Annotated in this window: 10 protein-coding genes; 1 reads left to right on the forward strand and 9 read right to left on the reverse strand. The window is 36.4% G+C overall.

Features of this window, described 5'->3' with window-relative positions; all coding sequences use genetic code 11:
- Positions 1–544: 544 nt before the first annotated feature.
- Entirely contained in the window at positions 545–1,078 is a 534-nt protein-coding gene (locus D0T49_RS09910; protein WP_370519663.1) for an adenine phosphoribosyltransferase, read from the forward strand.
- A 249-nt stretch (positions 1,079–1,327) separates the two neighbouring features.
- On the opposite strand, the gene D0T49_RS09915 is transcribed toward D0T49_RS09910, so the two are convergent.
- The 9 genes from D0T49_RS09915 to D0T49_RS09955 form a co-directional block, all read right to left on the reverse strand.
- Positions 1,328–2,725, reverse strand: a complete 1,398-nt coding sequence (locus tag D0T49_RS09915) for a Gfo/Idh/MocA family protein (protein WP_163630926.1) — start codon at positions 2,723–2,725, stop codon at positions 1,328–1,330.
- Between the two features lie 173 nt (positions 2,726–2,898).
- Positions 2,899–4,707, reverse strand: a complete 1,809-nt coding sequence (locus D0T49_RS09920) for a M60 family metallopeptidase (protein ID WP_163630928.1) — start codon at positions 4,705–4,707, stop codon at positions 2,899–2,901.
- Positions 4,708–4,797: 90 nt separating this feature from the next.
- Complete coding sequence (locus D0T49_RS09925; RefSeq protein WP_163630930.1) at positions 4,798–7,077, reverse strand: M60 family metallopeptidase; 2,280 nt, start codon at positions 7,075–7,077, stop codon at positions 4,798–4,800.
- Between the two features lie 162 nt (positions 7,078–7,239).
- Positions 7,240–8,472: a DUF4959 domain-containing protein gene (locus D0T49_RS09930; RefSeq protein ID WP_163630932.1), complete on the reverse strand. Its 1,233-nt coding sequence runs from the start codon at positions 8,470–8,472 to the stop codon at positions 7,240–7,242.
- Between the two features lie 20 nt (positions 8,473–8,492).
- Complete coding sequence (locus D0T49_RS09935; protein ID WP_163630934.1) at positions 8,493–10,400, reverse strand: RagB/SusD family nutrient uptake outer membrane protein; 1,908 nt, start codon at positions 10,398–10,400, stop codon at positions 8,493–8,495.
- A 6-nt stretch (positions 10,401–10,406) separates the two neighbouring features.
- Positions 10,407–13,886, reverse strand: coding sequence for a SusC/RagA family TonB-linked outer membrane protein (locus tag D0T49_RS09940; RefSeq protein ID WP_163630936.1), 3,480 nt, complete (start codon positions 13,884–13,886; stop codon positions 10,407–10,409).
- Between the two features lie 138 nt (positions 13,887–14,024).
- Positions 14,025–15,095: a FecR family protein gene (locus tag D0T49_RS09945; protein WP_163630938.1), complete on the reverse strand. Its 1,071-nt coding sequence runs from the start codon at positions 15,093–15,095 to the stop codon at positions 14,025–14,027.
- 553 nt (positions 15,096–15,648) lie between these two features.
- Positions 15,649–18,273, reverse strand: coding sequence for a metallophosphoesterase (locus tag D0T49_RS09950; protein WP_163630940.1), 2,625 nt, complete (start codon positions 18,271–18,273; stop codon positions 15,649–15,651).
- A gap of 18 nt (positions 18,274–18,291) precedes the next feature.
- Positions 18,292–19,479, reverse strand: coding sequence for an RICIN domain-containing protein (locus tag D0T49_RS09955; RefSeq protein WP_163630943.1), 1,188 nt, complete (start codon positions 19,477–19,479; stop codon positions 18,292–18,294).
- Positions 19,480–19,574 lie beyond the last annotated feature (95 nt).

Below are 19,574 nucleotides of genomic sequence, written 5' to 3' on the forward strand. Positions count from 1 at the left end.
AGTCTCTCTCTCTCTCTCTCTCTCTCTCTCTCTCTCTCTCTCTCTCTAATAAAATAGAGATAACTGCAAACATTTTAACGTTTGCAAAAACATTTTTTTGAGGTGTTATTTGTAGAGAAAGATTCATATTGTATTAAAAAAGATAAAAGGACAAGGCTTATAGCTTGTAGCTGATAACTTGTAGCTATCTAAATCAATTTTTATTCTTCACTTTTATTCGAAGAATGTGAGGACAAAAGTAAAGGCAATGCTGTTAAAGTGCAAATATTTAACGGTAACTGTCTTTCAGACTGTTTCAGTAAAGTCAATCTTAACATTCTATCTAAAACACTTCACCCCATTAAAGCAACAAAAAAACACAAGCTCAATCACCTGATAATAAGACACATACATCACGCGGCCACACAATTAAAAACCCACATACACCTCCGAATTATGTAGACCAAACATCACATTTATAAAGTCAGATTCGGATGAAGTTTGGTTTTTGCCATGTACCATAAAATTATTTTGCATACTTTTGCAAAAAACAAAAACAAGCACAATAAAAATGAGTATTGAAACACTAAAAGCATCGGTACGTAACATCCCCGATTTCCCCATACCCGGAATACAGTTTAAAGATGTCACCACGCTGTTTAAAACCCCTGAAAACTTACATGAGTTATCAAAAGAACTGAAAAAGCGATATATAGGTAAAGGAATTACAAAAGTTGTGGGAATCGAATCGCGTGGATTCATCATGGGACCGATTATGGCATTGGAGTTAGGAGCAGGATTTGTTCCTATCCGTAAGCCCGGAAAACTGCCTGCCGAAGTAATAGAAGAGAGTTACGAGAAAGAATACGGCATTGACACCATTCAAATACATGAAGATGCGTTGTCGCCCGACGATATAGTACTGATACACGACGACCTGCTGGCAACCGGAGGCACAATGCTTGCCGCTTACAATCTCGTAAAAAGGATGAACGTAAAAAAGGTATATATTAATTTCATAATAGAATTATCCGACCTGAAAGGAAGAGATATTTTTTCGGACGACGTTGAAGTGGATGTACTCATTCGGTTTGACTAGTCAGAGGATTCTCTTGATATTTGCGGCAAAGATGACCATAGCACCTTGTAGTTGTATACAAGAGCTTCCATATGACAAAGCCTTGTCATATCCGAAGACCTGCTTTAGTTCCGTATTTTTCGCCTCAATCTTGTACGGGACTTAGTCCTAAATTCTTAGATTGAAATCCAAATTTCATCTTGAATTGATGCAAAAAAATAAGACATTGAAATTTTCAATGTCTTATTTTTTTAATTATATCGCTTTTGGTTATTGAGCAAAAGTTACTTTATCCAACTTATCCCATGCACCACGTGTAAAGTCCGGAATTTCGACCGGAGCAGAGTTATTATCCAAAGATAATTCTGTCAACGGAATCAAGCAACACCATTCGGCCAAGTCGTACACATCCATATCCAAAGGCAAACCACGTTGCAAACAATAGATAAGGCGATAATCCATGATGAAGTCCATACCACCATGTCCTCCTACTGTTTTCGCTTTTTCTTCGATATCTTTCACAATAGGGTGTTTGTATTTTTCCATCAGTTCCTTACGTACGTCATTAGGAACGAAACTATGTGCATTCAAGTTTTCGTGATTAGCCGCGATTGCAGGGTCAATGCTACCGGCATCAAGAGCAAAACCTTGTACCGGATATTTATTGGCAAAACCCTTAGTTCCGGTCAGTTGATACATACGGCTATAAGGACGAGGAGAAGTTACATCATGCTCTATCAAGATGGTTTTTCCTTTTTCAGTACGAATCAGAGTAGATGTATGGTCACCGTTACGGAAATCGGTTACTTCCTTACCCATTTTTTCTTTAATAAAAGCCGGGTTGCCTACTGCTTTCGTATCCACCGATACTAAGAAGTTCATTTTATCACCTCTGTGGATATTCATAGCTTGACAAACCGGTCCTATACCATGTGTAGGATATAAGTCGCCACGATGTTTTTTATTATAATCCATTCTCCAACCAAGACTGTCTGCATCATTTTTCCAATACGAATTCCAATATGGTTGAAGTCCGTGAATATAAGCACCTTCGCCATGCAGTACTTCACCCAACACACCTTGTTGTACCATATTTAAAGTGGTCAGTTCAAAAAAGTCGTAACAGCAGTTTTCCAATGGCAAACAATGTTTACGTTTTTGTTCCGACAGGTTGATTAGCTCCCATATCTCTTCCATATTCATAGCCGATGGCACTTCAATAGCCACGTGTTTGTCATCTTTCAAAGCCTGAATACCTATTTTAGCATGGTGCAACCAGTCGGTAGCAATGTAAACAAGATCCACATTAGGCAATTTTGTTACCTGACGCCATACAGATGTATCGCCATAAAACTCCTGAGCTGCAGGCAAACCTTTGTCTATTAATTTTTTGTTTACTTTCTTCACATTCGATTCTACCACGTCGCAAAGTGCTACAATTTCCACACCGTCAATATGCGTCATACGGTTTACTGCTCCGGGACCACGCATTCCCAGTCCAATAAAAGCTACTCTCACAGTAGGAATTGGGTCTGTACGAAGTTGTAACACATCCGTTTGACCAGCAGGACGTACAGGCACCTTGGTACGGATAACATGGTCTTGCTCCTTGCAACAGCCTACCAACAACAAGCATGCTGCAACTAATGGTAAAATAAGTTTTTTCATGATTCGATTTTTATTTTATTATTGATAATATATATTTATCAGAAATTATACTTTATCGCATTTGGAAAACAAAATTAGCCTTTTTTGTTGAAATTAAGAGCACTTTACGCAGAATTTTTATAAATAAAAAAGAGAAGCGTAATGTTTCTCTTTTTCATTATATTTTGGCAATATTATCTTGCTCCATATACCAGAGTACGGGTGCCGTCCCAAGCCACAGCTTCGATACGGGTTGCTCCCTCCGGATAACGCACAAGTGTCGACGTACAATCGGGCGAGTCGGTTCCTACCATTGCCACTTTTTCCAAAGTATCATTCACATAGGTTTCAAACACAGTTGCATTTTTCCACACCTTATGGTCTATAACGCAATATCGCTTTTCTGAGTTAAATTCAACACCTTCATTATAAGTTCCTAACACAGGCAATTGTCTTTCAAAAGCCTCTACGCTGTTACCTGTTAAATAATTAATGACAGGGCTTACCGGTTTTGGATATTTTTTCGCATATTCAATCAAATTATCACATTCTTCTTGTGTAATCTTCAACCAGCCACGTGTATAATCGTCCAGTTCTTTATCTATGGGCTTCAGCATACCTGCTTTTACAAAAAAGTCGGTCAAATCCTCCTTTACAGCGTCGCATACATTCTTCATGAAATTAAGTTGAAGTTGTCCGTTCGACAAATTCTTTTCATTTGTATTTCTCACTATCTCAGCCACATCGCCATACCAATCGGGCTTACGCCACGGGGTATCATTGGCCACCCTGTAGTAAAGCATCAACTGCCAAAGCGGACACAGTTTCACAAAATGGTCGCCCCCATTCTGATAATCTTTCATCCGGTCGGGTCCCCGCTGGCACAACCATTGCTCCCCTTTTACCACTCCGTAATTCAGGTAAGCATTGAAACGTCCTCCGACAACATTATTACCATCCCCGTCGTTAATCCGTTCATGCTCCAAACGCAGGTTATGAGGAGTGTAAAAATGCTGGATATAAGCCGAATAAACATTATTGGTCACTTCGGTAGTAGAAACCCATTTCAATCCCGGACGAATCTGGTTTACATGTCCCAACTCGTGAGCTATAGCCCATGTTCCATTAAAAATTTTATCAGGGTTAGCCAACTCCCTCATATATCCTTTTGCAAAGCCGGCACCAATTCCATCGGCAAAAAGCCCTCCTTTGGTTGTACGGGCAAACATATGATTTTTCGGTACTTTATTGTACTTGAACAAACCCATTAAGTCATATTCAAGTTCTACCACTTTGTCATAGTAATTAATCAGGTAAATACCGTTCTGACAATATTTCGCCAAGTCATCCACCGTGTAGCAAAGGTTTATATAATGCCCCTTTATATCGATATAATTAAATACGGTATTATCCAAAATGCGTTTCCAATCATCATTCGTATGCTTGCTTTTATCAAAGTAGCCATTCACCTTTCCTCCTAAGATATGGATTTTTACAGGTTCCAGTTCTTTGTAATTATCGGTATAGTAAGAGATATAAGCAAGCCCTGCATTTTTTATTTTGAAACTATTATAACCTTCTTTCAATGGGTACGAATCATTAGTATTAGCCTCAAAATTGTTGACACACAACGACAATGACTCTCCGGCTGTGTTGCCAACCATGATGATGGCTTCCGAATCCGAGTCGAAAAACACCCCGGTAGGGTTTTCATAGCGGTTATATCCACTTAGCTTCAGATTTTTCGCTGTTGTCTCCAATTTCGGATATGCATCGTAAGCCTGCACCCTGTATTCAACAGGATAAGTTTTGTCAAGCATCTGTAATGCTGCATCACGAAACAAAGGGTTGTTGATTTTCGCTATTTGTTTTGACGATTTTATCTTAGGCGACAACTCACTGTATAAGTTGTCCGCGAAAATGTTATTATAAACTTTTTCCTGAGAAAAAGCCGTATTCATTGCCATTATTACTAACGACAGTATTACGAGTTTTTTACACATGGTTGCTTTTACTTTTTATTATTAATGGTTAAAAAATAACAGGATAACTTCCGTCATCCTGTTATTTGTATGTAAAAATAGCGTTTTAGCTTATCTATAGTCCGTATTTTTATTATTATCTGTTATACGGGTAAAATTCTTTGGAGGTTTCGGGTACCCCTTAGCCGCAATATTTGCTTTGGTAGTTGCTATCATTGCTTCTGTAACAGTAAAATTTCTCTTTCCATAATCATCTATTGTTATATCAACAGGAGTAAAGAAGCCCCAAGCTTCAAAAAATTCAGTCAAATCCAGATTAGCCGATTTACATGCAAATTCAACAAACTGCATCTGATATGCACCATGGTTAGTAGCATCGCTAAAATCAGGAGTAGTTCTTACCATCTCATAAAGATCTTTATAAAACTCTGTTNCTGTTTTTCCCAATATATCAATCAGATACAACTTTAATTGCCAGAAAGGAACTAATTTACAGAATGGATCTGTATGTTGGCTATGAGCTATCTTAGCTTCTATTATTTGCACAAAAGCTTTTTCGTAACGATTGGTAAAACCATCACCCGACATGTTTTCTTCCTGAAGCCTGCACTTTCCGGTCCATTTTGTCTGGATATAAGCTGAGTGTATATTGTTAGTTACCTCTGCCAAACCTTGCCATTTCAATCCCGGACGGGTTTGGTGCGTATGCCCAATTTCGTGAGCAGGTCCCCATGCCGCTTCCGAATAATCATATCCATTACCGGTCAGTTTATCAACATCCAAAACAGTTTCCTGAGTATAAGCATTGTATCCGGTATGAAAACTACTTGCATACATAAATGCATCACCATATACAACCTGAAAGTGGGCACGGTTTTTATATTGCTTTTTGTATTTTACCAAGCCCATAAATTCTTGTTCGTCATACACCAACTGGTCATATTGATTTATCAAAGCCAAACCATCAGGAACAAGCTCGCGATACGCACTCGTCTCGAACGTCATTGTTGCATACTTTCCTTTCATGTCGAAATGCTTGAATGTAGCAGTACTCAAAATTCTGCTCCAATCTTCTTTCGTATGCTTTTGATTATCAAAATAACCATTTACATTACCTGTTACAATATTTATTCTAATATCCGGCTCTTCGCCCGTTTGTGTATAATACATGATATACATCAAGCCTTCGTGAGCAGCTGTTATTTTATTTATTCCTGTATTCAGGGCATAACTTGTACCACCGATTCCAGATGTTGGTTTTTGAATAAAGAGTGATATGTTCTGACCATGCGTATCTCCAACTAAAATAACTATCTCATCCCCATTATTTGCATACATCCCGGTAATATTATCTCTCAGTCCATAAGTACTTGTCTTATTCTTTTTTGCATCAACATCAGGATGCTGGTAAGAAGAATAGAACTGAGTTCTAAATTCGGTATCATAATATCCTTCGTACAGTTCGGTAGCCAGTTGCTTGAAAAATTCGTTTGATATATTATCAATATCTTCTGCCGTAACACCTTCTTTCAGTTCAGAGCAGGTTCCGTCTGTAAATATAGCATCATAACCTACATTTTCAGGATTGTACTCATAAAACTCCATTTCGGCACAACTTGCAAAGTTAGATGAACCCGACAATACTTTTATTTGTATTTTAGTAGGCTCTTCTAACGGAGTATCAAAAGTTACACGCGATGGAGAAGAATTTCCCTGAAAATCATATTTCTTATACAAGGTCAAAGAAGGATTTGATTTTGTAGCATAATAAACTTCTACTTCTTTGAAATTTCCATTTGAGCCTTCTTGTCTTGGATGATAGATAAAATAGTTCATTACAGAAATATTCTCGAAATTATATGTAAGAGTCACAGGAAAAACCGTGCTAGTACTATATGTAGAATGATATATTGTACTCATATCACCATCAAAAGATTTTTCAATTCCTTCTCCTGATTGTTGCGAAGTAGCAGTAGCACTTTTAACTGCCAATTTAAAATCTTTTCCTATTACGCCTGTATTTAAATTGCGAGGGTTTTGAGATACTGAGATATTTTGTTTTGCTTTTCCTCCTCTTATTAAGATATTTGCAACTCGTGGAATTGAATTATTATTTGCTAAAACAGAAACAGTCAATACACCATCTTTATATTCTGCTTCACACCAATCACCAGGTGCTATTTCCGTTGTAATGTTGTCTGCATTAGAAGTCACTTGTATTGTTGCCGTTGCTCTTCCTGCATCAAAAGAAAGTCTTTTTTTATCCAACTGTATATAATCCTCAACACCAGGCTCTTCAATTTCAGGCTTACAAGAAGTAACGAGGGTAGACAACAATAAACATAAAAAAACACTTAAAATACTAAATAATTTATTTTTTGTTTTCATCATTCTTTTTATAAATTTTTCATTTATATTCTATAATTTGTCACGTAAATATCACAATCAAATACTGTACCAAATTAAAAGAAACAATTCACTTCTATCAAATAGAATTGGTATTGCTCTAAAAAAAGCAATACCAATCTATTATTAATTATTTATTTCAAGAAACTAATCTTCATCAGGAACCATATTATACAATGCAAATTCGGCAACAGCAGCATACTTACCTTCTCCTTTCGCTCCATCTTCTTCTCCAAAGTAAACCTTTATAAATCGTATCGGCTTCTCTATTGATATCAGATATTTTTGTTCGTCTGCGCTTTCATTATTAAAATCATTGTATTGTATATTATTCCACAACCAATCTTCCGGTTTCCAAGTAGACTCTGCACCACTAATATCTGCATTTTCTTCCGTACAAACATAGATTCGTTGTCCCTTTTGGGTTTTCTTTCTATTTCCTTCATCTTCTCTACCCATAATCGAATATTGAGTGAAAGATGTAGGTTCTTTTAAATCTATAATAAACCAATGTGGATAATCTAAATCCGGATTAGAATAGCTAGTATGCCAAAATGATTCAGATTTACCATCAAGTATTGCAGTTATCTTACCATCTTTCGTTCCACCCTCATTAGTTGCCTGCGAACTATACCCGATAGTTGCACTATTTGAATTTGCCTTATAACCGGGGAAAGTCCAAGTTGAACTATCCAACTTTATCAACTTACCTTTCATCGGTAAAACGTCAAATATTTTAGGCTGAGATGAATTTGAATACCTATCACGAACATAAACATTTAGTACATATTCTACTTTGGGTTCCATATCTTCTGCATACATTTTTCCTTCAATAGCTGAAGAAATCACCTGCATATCTTTTGCAGTAGAAGGATCCGAACCCTTTTTATAATATTGTGCAAAAATGGTTACTTCTCTTTCATACTGGTTAGTCCATGTGATATAAGCTCCATTGATAGCATTTTCAACTTCTACAGTGTTTACAACAACATCAAATATTGGGCTATCCGGATTAAAACTCTTTATCACAGGATCGGATGAAGCTCCATTATTATTACATGCATATACTTTAAATTCATATGCATCTGAGTTTGGGAAACCATCTATCTCAACTGAAACAAAACCCTCTGCATCAGCCTCTACAAATTGTGACACCGTTTTAAGCATTTCAACCCCATTTATAGTATACTCTATCTTCACAAATGAAAAAAATTCATCCGTAGGGTTTTTCCATTTCAAAACAATAATACCAGGAGCTTTTGATGCATCTAACTCCGTTACTTGTCCCGGAGGTGTTCCTAAATCTTCTTTTGTCTTACAAGAAGCTATTCCAACTATAACTAATAGTATAAGGCTAATAATTTTTATTATATTTTTCATAACATATCACTATTTACAGATTAATAACCTGGATTCTGTTTCAAATTCGGATTCCGCTGAATATCCGATATTATTATTGGCATTAAATAATTTTTATACTCAAAACTACGAGTCACCGATCCTATTGTTTGGGGAGTAAAGAATTCATCTCCATCCTCGTTAACACTTAATCCTCTTGGCAGTGTTTTTAAGTATTTGGTACCTAACAACCAACGTCTAACATCCCAAAAGCGCTGATTTTCAAGATATAACTCAATCCTACGTTCCTGACGAACTATTTCTCTCAATTTAGCCTGATCTAATACTACTCCAGGTACTTTACTCCATGCTTCTGTTACACCCGGTATACCTGCTCTTGTTCTCACTTTATCAATATAAACGATAGCTTCATCTAAATTTGCTTGGCCACCTACCTCTATTAAAGCTTCTGCATATCCCAAATACAAATCGGCTAAACGAATAATAGGCCATGCATATTGTATTACTCCTGAACCTCCTGATAACTTTTGGTTATATAAAGGATGAACACCTTTTTTATTTAAATATCCAGCCGGAGAATAATTATTATCTGGAGATGCTTTAAGTCCTTGCTTTCCAGAGTATTTAAAATTACACAATACACGTCCACCGGTATTCTCTCTCTTTATCTCATAATATCCATTATGATAGTTTACCCATGCATAAAATCGAGGTTCTCGATTTAAATGAAAACGACAAGTTTCACCTCTTCCATGAGAAAAATCCGTTTGAAGTATCGGAGCATATGGATTTTCTTTATACTGATAATCAGGATCCACATCAAAAGGCAAACCATTTTCAGTATAAAAAGCTTCAACCATAGATAGAGTCGGCGACACCCCATTCCAATATGAGTCTTTTGGGCCATCTATACGAGGTACCGATTTGTTTTGTAAACTATAACCTCCTTCCCTTCTTGTCGAAGGGAATATTATTTCTGTTGTAGACTGGTCTGTTATAGTCATTCTTAAATCTCGCTCAACTGGATTATCCGGCCATGGTTGTTCATCCATGTTGTCTTTTCTCGAAATGAACAATGATTTCCCATTAGCTTCAGCAACCTCTATAGCTTCCTTGAACGCTTTTGCAGCGTCTGTCCATTTGCGAGGATCATACTCAAGGCTTACAAGCAATTCACCATCTTTACTTCTGAAGTTCTGGTCATAATAATCTCTCAAATCATCAGTACCCTCCACTTCCGAATAAGCTCCGTTGAATAAAGGAGATGCTGCATACAACAACACACGAGCTTTCACTGCTTTCACAATAGGTAGTGTCGCACGCCCATAATATGATGTAGTAACTGCATCTGATTCCGGCAATACATTTAATCCTTCTACATCATCTAATTCTTGAATAATCCATTTCACACAGTCATCATAATGTTCACGAGCTAAAAAATCCTTTGGATTTGTATCAATATCAGTTTCTCCTTTCACTAAAATAGTAGGTCCATAATTTTTCAACAACAATGAATGATAATAAGCTATCAAAAATCGTGCTTCTGCTTTATATCTTACCTTTTCTTCAAGACTTAAATCTGGAACTTCATCAACATTTCTGATTAATATGTAACATTGACGTATACCTTGAAAAACAGTATTCCAAACAGAAACGCTCAATAATTCTCTTGATGAAGACCCATAAGTACCTTTTGCAAAGTTGGCAAAAGACTCGTGTTCATAAGGGGTAATAACCTCATCTGCTGTTAAAAGGTCAATACCTGTAGCATCACTTCGAGGATCTGGCAAATATGCATAGCAAGAATATAAGAACCTTTCTACAGCAACTCTATTCTTAAAAGCATCTGCCTCACTTGAAATTTCATCTGGCACTACATCTAAAAAATTACATGACTGTATTGCCATCAAAAGAATAAACGTGAATAAATAATATAATATTTTTTTCATAATATCTTATTTTATATTTAATTGAACACCTAAGCTAAACAATCTCTGGGTCGGATATTTCAGACCACTACCTCCTCCTTGTTCCGGGTCCCAATGTTTAAATGGAGAAAATGTCAATAAGTTAGCACCACTCAAATAAACTCTTAGTCCTTTATAAGAATACCCTAACTCAAGGTTCTTTAATTTCAAGAAAGACGCATCTCTGTACCAATATGTTGAAGATTGGTTGTTATTTGGATTATCAACCTGAGTAAGGCGAGGATAAGCAGCAAATGGATTTTGATTTTGTTCACTCCAGTAATCATCAGCTATGAATTGAAGTACATTTTTGTTTTCCGAAGTTCCAAATGGATGGAATTCTGACATCATTAAACCGACACGAGCTGTTCCCTGAAAAAAGAAAGAAAAATCCCAGCTTTTCCATGTCATAGAAGGTCCAAAACCATAAACAACTTCAGGTACATCAATTGGATAGCCATAATAAACCATATCATTATCATTAATTCTATTATCACCAACACCTGTAAGTTCATTCACGATATCCTTGTATTTAATATCTCCCGCTTGTGCTTCAAATCCAGTTGCTATAGGAGTTTGATCCGGGCTATTTAACACATCTTCGTCATCTATAAACAATCTCTCATGTAGATACATCTGCTTCTGATTAATAGAATGACCTACTTGCGATTTATTTGGATAGCCTTCATAAGGAGGTTCATCGCGATCTACAATTTTATTTGCAGCATAAGTAAATGTTCCTTTAAAAGAAAAGAAAAAATCTTTTGTAATACTTTTATTATAATCTAATGACAAATCAAACCCTTTGTTTTCTACCTTTCCTAAATTTCCATAAACAATAATATCGGCTGTTCCCATATAATTAGGGATCGTCCCCCGTTTTAAAAAGATATCACGTCTGTTTTCTTTAAATACATCAAACATTATGTTTATGCTATTAAACAATTGCAAGTCGATACCGGCATTTATTTTTTCTCCGATTTCCCATGTCAATTTAGCATTTTCATACCTTTTATATTCCGGCCCTGTCATACTTTCACCCAAATCTCGTCCTGTTGTATAGTTTGTCTTAGAACTGCCATCAATATTGATTTCTGACAAATAAACAAATCTGGTTCCACCTATTTGGTCATTACCTACAAGCCCCCATGAACCTCTTAATTTCAAATTCGACACTACATGCTTTATTGGCTCCCAAAATTTTTCTTGACTAATGTTATAACCTAATGCAAAAGATGGAAAAAATCCCCAACGTTCGCCTTCGGCAAAGTTTTCGCTACCGTTGTAACCAAAATTAACTTCAGCCAAATACTTATAATCATAACTATAAGTAAGACGTCCGGCAATACCTTGCTTCCTTTTAGGCAAAGAGTTGAACAAAGTGCTAGGAAGATTGGTATTATATTCATCCTGACTGTATAAAGCCATAGCAGAAACATTGTGAACATCTGCAAATGTTCTATTATAATCAAGCATAGCTTGCAAATAAATACGTCTGTCTCCTGTAGTAGAACCACTTTGACCCAATCTCGGATTCTTATCATTACCTTGTAACATCAAATTATATTCCGTTAATAATTTCGATTGATCATCAAAAGCATAATCTGAAATCACGTATTGATTATAAGCCGTAGATCTTGTACTGCTACTACTAGTCCAGTTTTTAAACGAAGCTAAAGCTTTGAAAGAAAGACCCTTTGTTACAAAATCTAATTTTTGTTCAACATCCAGATTAGCTATAACTGTACTTTCAAACAGATTTTTATAACCACTTGTCATTATAGCCATTGGGTTAGGATACCCTCCTCCCCCTTGTCGTCCTCCGTCTTTTCCACCCCAGAGCACTCCATTATACGGAATCTCTGTCTTATTTCTAGTATCTGTTCTAGAGTAAGCTATAGGAAAATCAACAGGGTTAGAATTCATTACATTTTGAAATATACTTTCTACATTAGTACTTGGACCTGTATAATCATACAATTGTGTATTAATACGCAATGCAACTATAGTAGTTGGAGATACATTAATCTTAATATTATTCTGAAAATTATAACGCATTAAATTAATGTTATTATCAAAAGAATAAAACTCTTGACTCCGACCTTTTATCATTCCCGATTCGTGATTGATAGAAACATTCATGAAATAATCCAGCTTTTTACTTCCTCCCCGAATATTGAATACAAATTTTTCTTGCATTGCAAAATTCTTAAACATTTCTTCATACCAATCTACATTAGGATACAATAATGGATCCCATCCATTTTGAGTACCGGTTATTTTATTTTCACTATATAACTTGTTAACATCCGGATTACGACCCATTATAGCTTCATTATACATTTTCATATAAGTAGCACCATCAACAGTTTTAGGTCTGTTTGTAGGCGTAGTTATCCCCATCTCAGCTCTCATGTTTATAACCGGCTTATCCAAATCTGCACCAGTTTTAGTTGTTACAATCATAACACCATTAGCACCACGGGTACCATATAGCGCAGTTGCTGTAGCATCTTTCAAAATAGAAAAACTTTCAATCACCTCTGTGTCAAGGTTATTCAAATCTGAACTTGAAATTTCGACACCATCAAGAATAATTAAAGGGGAAGTTACCCCACTAAAAGTAGAAATACCACGAATCCAAAAATCAGTATCATTAGCACCGGGCTGTCCTGATTTCTGAACAGCTACAACACCAGCCAAACGCCCTGCAAAGCTATTTGACAATCGTGATTGTGGAACTTGTAATTCGGTAGGACGTACTGTTTGTACCGAACCTACAACCGATTCTTTCTTTTGAGTACCGTAACCTACTACAACTACGTCTTGCAACTGAGTAGCATCTTCGTACATTACCACACGGATATCTTGCTGATTTGTAATCAACACTTCTTCGTCTTTATATCCTAAATACTTTATACTTAAAGTAAGACCGCGAGATACCCTGATAGAAAATTTACCATCAAAATCAGTAATAACACCTTCTGTAGTACCTTTAATCATGACATTTGCACCAATTAAAGATTCTCCGGCATTATCTACTATCGTACCCCTAAGAGTATATGCCTCTGAAGCCTGAGTAGAACTTGCAGGCGCGCTCGATTTTGTATCTTCAACTACAACTATTTGATTTCCATTAACGTGGTATTTCAAACCTATTGCAGGAAGCACTTGGTCTAATAATGCTTCAACGCTAAGATCTTCAGCGTCAATTGAGACATTTTTGTTATCTACAATTCCTCTCTCATAAAAAATAGAATAATTTGTTTGTTCTTCTATTTCCGAAAAAAGTTCTTTGATACTTGTATTAGTCGATTTCAAAGTAACGCTGGCTGATTGAGAAAAGGTTTTTGCAGCCGACACATTACAAAATAGACTTAATACTACAAATAAGACATTTAATTTAACAACTTTCATGAAAAAACTTTTTTTATATTTTTCATGATTAATTTTAGAGTTTTTCGTCATACATTTGGTTTTTAATTCAAGATCATAATTTAATTAAAAAGCTTTCATTAAATAGAGTTTTCTATGTTATTTGAATAACATTTTCTTTTACTCTTTCATGTTTTCATAGGCATTAATTTACATTCAGTATTATTGTTTTTATTTCTTAATTTCAAATACATTTCCATTTTTTTCAAACCCAAATCCTTTAGACAAAGATAAGATATTAAGTACATCTTCAATCGAATCTTTCAAATTCAAATTGCCCTCAAAACGTAAAGTGTTCAAGCTTAAATCGGCATTAATCTCAACACCATAATATCGGGACAGCTTTCTCAACAAAGCATCGAAAGGCTCATCAACCAACTTCATTTTTCCATCTTTCCAACACACATATGGATATGTGTCAACTTGTTTTATATACACCAGCCCCGACTCATCGAAAAAGCCTTGACCCGGAACTAATTTATCGCTCAAATCTGCTTTCTCTACTTCAACGGAACCTTCTAATAAAATTACCGAACTGACATTTTCTTCACGGTAAGCACTCAGGTTGAATTTAGTGCCAAGCACGTTTATATTCATATCGTCTGTATATACATGAAACGGACGTTTTTCGTCTCGTGCCACTTCAATATACATCTCGCCGTCAAGCGAAACACTTCTTGTTCGTTTGCCAAATTCTTTTGGATAAGTCAGTTTTGAACCGGAGTTTATCCACGCAACCGTACCATCACTCAACACTACAGTAGCCCGTTTGCCACGAGGCACGACTACTGTAATATAATCGGCATTAATTCCGGTGATTCGCTCACCGCCTACCATTATATCACCCCCATCTACGCTTGTAACCGAAACATTACCTGATACCACTTTCTTTGCATCACCCCAAACAATACTAATATCATTTAATCCATCCAAATTCGCAGAATCTAACGTAGACAACAGTTGTTCTTTATAATTCACGTTACCAACCCAAAAGAAAACAGCAATAAAAAACACTGCTGCAACACCAGATATCGACAGAAAAGCACGACGAAAAGAAACTTTCCTTTTATCTGCCGTTTTTATTTTCCGGTCCACATCAGCCAATATTTCCTTTTTTAGCTCACACGAAATGCCCGATGCTTTAAACTGAACATCTATTTGCGCAAAAAAATTATCCAACGGATAAAAATCTTTATCGCTTTCACCGCCAGTGTTACCCAACCTGTAATCTTTATTATTCATAAATATTTAATATACACCTATTTACGACACCTAATACCTGAAATCTAATACTTTACACCTATTTATTTAGTACTAACAACATGGGTAGGATACAAAAAGCTTAATTTCCGTTTAAAGAAATTATGCTTTTTTTAGTTAGATATAACCAATGTATTTTCTTCTCTTTTTCGACTAAAAAATAAGACACTCTATCACAAGCAAATAGACATAAGAAAACAAAAGAATTGTAACTAAGAGGTTGTTTAAATTTTACTCGCAAGATAAATTTTGGTGATTTTTTAGGGNGGCTAAATGAGTAAAATGAGAGGTGAAATTTCACAAAAAAGGACATAATTTATTGCGAAAAAGACATATGTAAAACTATAACTGTTTCTTTGTGAAAAATTTAAACAACCTCTAAAACTTAAAGTGTTTTTTTTTCAACGGAAACTAAAGATAATTCTATCTAATAAGCTGTAGTCATTTATATCTCCTATACACACAATTACTGCCACCTGAAACCAAGTGGCAGTAATTTATAATGTGGAATATAAAATAAATTATCTCATCAAGTTTATTCTATATCACCAAGATTAATAATCTGGCTAGCGGTCAAAGCAACATTCCAGAATGCTATTTCGGCTACATCAATAGTGTCATCTTCTCCATTATCATCAGCAAACAACAAAGTAGCATTTGCAGCAAGTTTCCACCTGTCGTTTACCCCTGTTCCTACTTTCACCAACGAGCCATTGATATAAGAAGTCGGAACTCCATCTTTCAGCACTAAAACAATACGGTACCAAGTATCTTTTTCTATCTTGCCTCCATAACCCCATTCCGACACAGACAATCCAAGCTGAGCACTTTTGTTGATAAAGAAATCACCATCACCCTTATTGTCAAGAGCCGTTTGCAGCAAGCAATGATATTTAGTATTATCACTTATTCGCACATCATACATTATAGTATAAGTACTGACCTGACTGCTTATGCCATGATTCAATTTCAACAAGCTCAATTTAGGAACAGTGATCGCTTTATTCGCCGCACTTGGACCCTCTATAGATACGAGATCAGCTTTGGCCGCAGTGCTCTTTTCTGTAACACCACCACTTGCAGTTTCAGTTGCAGGGGTTAGTGCTTGACCTACTGTAGCTTTTAATAAATCAGTGGCATCATTAAACAACCATGAGCCATTACGAGCCGGTGGCTGGTTAGCAGGGTCGTTGTCTTCCTGTGTTTTAAAAGGCGCACTTACCAAAGCCGTAGAAGCATTTTCGTAAGAATCATAAGCTATAATCTCAGCAGTATAGGTAGTATTAGATTTTAAACCGGTCATATCAACCGAGAGCGTTTTAGGCATATCAACAGTTAAATAAAACTGTGAAAACTTACTGAAAGTTTTTACCACGCTGCCAGTTGTATTTTTGATATTAATAGTATAACGGAAAACATTTTCATTATCAGTAGCCTGTGGGAAAGTAACCTTTACAGAACTCATAGAAACGTCGCTAATAGTAACAACCGCATTTTGAGCAAAAACCGGAGCCGGCAGTCCATCACGCAAAGTAAAGTTATTCACGTTATCGTCTTTATCGCGTATATCAGCGTACTCAAACATAGAACCATCATGAGGAGCTTTCAAAACCCAAGGTTTTTCAGGATGCATTTCCTTATTGCGATATGTATCATATCTCTGAATTTTAATATCGCCATTAGGCTGTGCTGTCAAAATCATCCCCTCTGTTACATAATCATATTTCTCAGGGTGAATACCGGCATCTACAGACGGCTTATGAATTTCGCTGTAAGTAGTACTTCCGGTGTTGATTCCGGTAAAAAAGTTCTTTTTATCCGATTCAGGGTTAACTCCTTGGTGAATAGAACGAGGATCGCCAATAGGGAAGTGACTGTGTCCACCAAAAACTACTGCTTGTGGGTATTGATTTACAATAGGATTCAGCACTTTCATACTCCATGTAGGCCAAGAAGTTCCATCACCCTCGCCCGGCCACGAACTGTAACAAGTATACTTAAGCGGAACGTGAGTGAAAACAAATATTGGTTTCCCAGGACATTCGGCAGCAGCTCTGGCCATCCACGAGCTCAATGTATCCTGCACTTCTTTCGGATACGATTTCGGACCGTTTGCTTCAGTGGTAGCATCTGTATTATCACCAGTGCGCTGACTGATTGTGATGAAAGGATACCCTTTGATAACCATATACTGATCGAGCGGATAAGCCTTACCATCATTCAAAGGTTTCAGCCCGTTTATATAGTTGTCTCTACTCTTATAGTTATCATGATTTCCCAACATATACACTTTACGGGTTACGGGCTTAATAAAATTATCATCATCACCAAACACTTGTACAAATTGAGTGTATTGCGCAGGGTCCCCACTTTCAGTTAAGTCTCCCACTACAAAAATAGCGTCCAGTGGTTTTTGAGAAGTAAGATTTTTTAATGCTTGAGGTACTTTTTTCATAGGCCCTTCTCCTTTTGAATTTCCAAAATGCACGTCAGAAATAACAGCAAAGGACAAGTAGCCTTCGTGAGTTAAAGTAACCGGAATTATGACATTCGCAATTACAGCACCCGCCGGTTTAATAACAATATTGCCTTTTCTTTCACTTTCAGACAACTCAATAGGGTCAGCCGAAAATGTATATTCTTTGAATCCCAAAGCAGGTGCTACCGAAGTTTTAATCCAAGCCGGAAGTTCAAATGTAAAATCCACATTGCTTGATATCCCAATTGAGAAATTCAAATTGTAATGAGCAATATTAATGCTTTTCTCACTTACCAATATGTTAGGAGTTTTTCCCAATTGTGTTACATTTATCTGCACCGAAAAACCGTCTTTAGCCTTCAACTCAACCACTGCCGTACGAAGCGGATCACCAGTATTTTGCTCTGCAGTTATTTTTAATACCTTTTCTAAATTCTGAGTTATAATTGCAACTTTACACCAATTGGCATTTGACTTAACTGAGTAATTCAAATTCGACTCTACGGTTACAATTTTATCGCCACCCGCCTGTAGAAAATACTGATCCTGATCAACCTTATCTACATTTAAGTATGTAGCTTCTTTTGCGGCAACTGTCGACAAAACATAGTTTTGCCCCAAAACCGGCATTGTTGCAAATAATATTGCAACGAATGATATAAGTATATTTATTTTTTTCATGATAGATACGCTAATTTATTATTTAACTAAGACTTTGATTGTTTTCTTCCCTATCGAGACCAGATATATGCCTACAGGAAGTTCCTCAGTTTTATTTACCTGCAACCCCTGAATGGTTCTGACGGTATAATCCTCAGTACCTTCAACTACAATTCTACGATTTTCGGTATATACTGTAAATTCTCCATCCGATTCAACTTGTTTCAGATCTGTTCCGGATCCATTCGCTTTCTTTATTCTCCATGCAAAATCAGAATACAATATATTTCCCGTATCGTATTTGTCCGGCACCTGATTATCCAAAGTCATTCGCCAGTAACGGGTATTGCCATCTTCCTCTACACCCGAAATCACATACTGAGCACCATTGTTGTAAGCCAAAGTCCAGCCATTAGTTTCGCTATCGTTTTTAGTAAATTGGGTATAATTGTAAAATTCGCCTGCCGTTGAAGTTGTACTCATTATATTTCCAGTAGCCTTATTTACAAAATCAACCTTATCATCAGTTCTCTTCACAAGTTTCCACTGTTGTGCCGAATTACTTGCATCTATATCTGTAATAGTATAATTTGCCAAAGAAGCAGTAGAAGCCGTCACGTCTGTCACGCACTTGTTTTGGTAAGCAGGATTAGCACTGGTAATACAATACCATGCTTCTGTACTTGAGTCGCTATATGTCAAGTTCACTTCATCATAAGCCACAAAAGAGTACTTCGAGTTTTCGCCACGATAATAGCTAGTACCTGTTAATATAATATGGTAAGAATAACCTGAGTTTCCTTGGTGAGCCCATTTTTCTCCACTCGAACCACCTGTAGGAATTCTGGTTGTTTCCAGATTATAATAATTAGTATTTGGGATTTGAGCTATAATAAAAGAGGTACCACCACTGCTAACCGTCAAACGGGCATCCGAATCTTTTATCACATCTACTATTTTTTCTGTCGACTTGTTGATAATAACAAAATTATTACCACTCATCTCAAAACGAAACAACTGCTTGTCTACATTCGTCTGAGTTTCCATCGGACGTCCATAAACATCTGTTCCTTCTACTGTCCATACACGATTTGCACGGTCGCTTCCATCTCCTACAACTTGAATATAGTACCAAATCGGTTTGGAATCGGTACTAACTTCCGGTAGTTGCCCCCTCAGCAGAAAGGCGGCAGTTGCCATAACAAAAATCAAAAATCCTTTTTTCATTTTTTTGGGTATTAGTATAAATTAAGTTTATAAATTCACTGTATTTCAATATTCACAAAATGAAGAATTGCGACACATTTTGAAATTTTTCAATA

The sequence above is a fragment of the Paludibacter sp. 221 genome, from assembly GCF_010501035.1.
Lineage (GTDB): Bacteria > Bacteroidota > Bacteroidia > Bacteroidales > Paludibacteraceae > QVMH01.

Coding starts and splice junctions, on each gene's coding strand:
- D0T49_RS09915 (WP_163630926.1), bottom strand. CDS start 2,725: ATGAAAAAACTTATTTTACCATTAGTTGCAGCATGCTTGTTGTTGGTA.
- D0T49_RS09920 (WP_163630928.1), bottom strand. CDS start 4,707: ATGTGTAAAAAACTCGTAATACTGTCGTTAGTAATAATGGCAATGAAT.
- D0T49_RS09930 (WP_163630932.1), bottom strand. CDS start 8,472: ATGAAAAATATAATAAAAATTATTAGCCTTATACTATTAGTTATAGTT.
- D0T49_RS09935 (WP_163630934.1), bottom strand. CDS start 10,400: ATGAAAAAAATATTATATTATTTATTCACGTTTATTCTTTTGATGGCA.
- D0T49_RS09940 (WP_163630936.1), bottom strand. CDS start 13,886: ATGACGAAAAACTCTAAAATTAATCATGAAAAATATAAAAAAAGTTTT.
- D0T49_RS09945 (WP_163630938.1), bottom strand. CDS start 15,095: ATGAATAATAAAGATTACAGGTTGGGTAACACTGGCGGTGAAAGCGAT.
- D0T49_RS09950 (WP_163630940.1), bottom strand. CDS start 18,273: ATGAAAAAAATAAATATACTTATATCATTCGTTGCAATATTATTTGCA.
- D0T49_RS09955 (WP_163630943.1), bottom strand. CDS start 19,479: ATGAAAAAAGGATTTTTGATTTTTGTTATGGCAACTGCCGCCTTTCTG.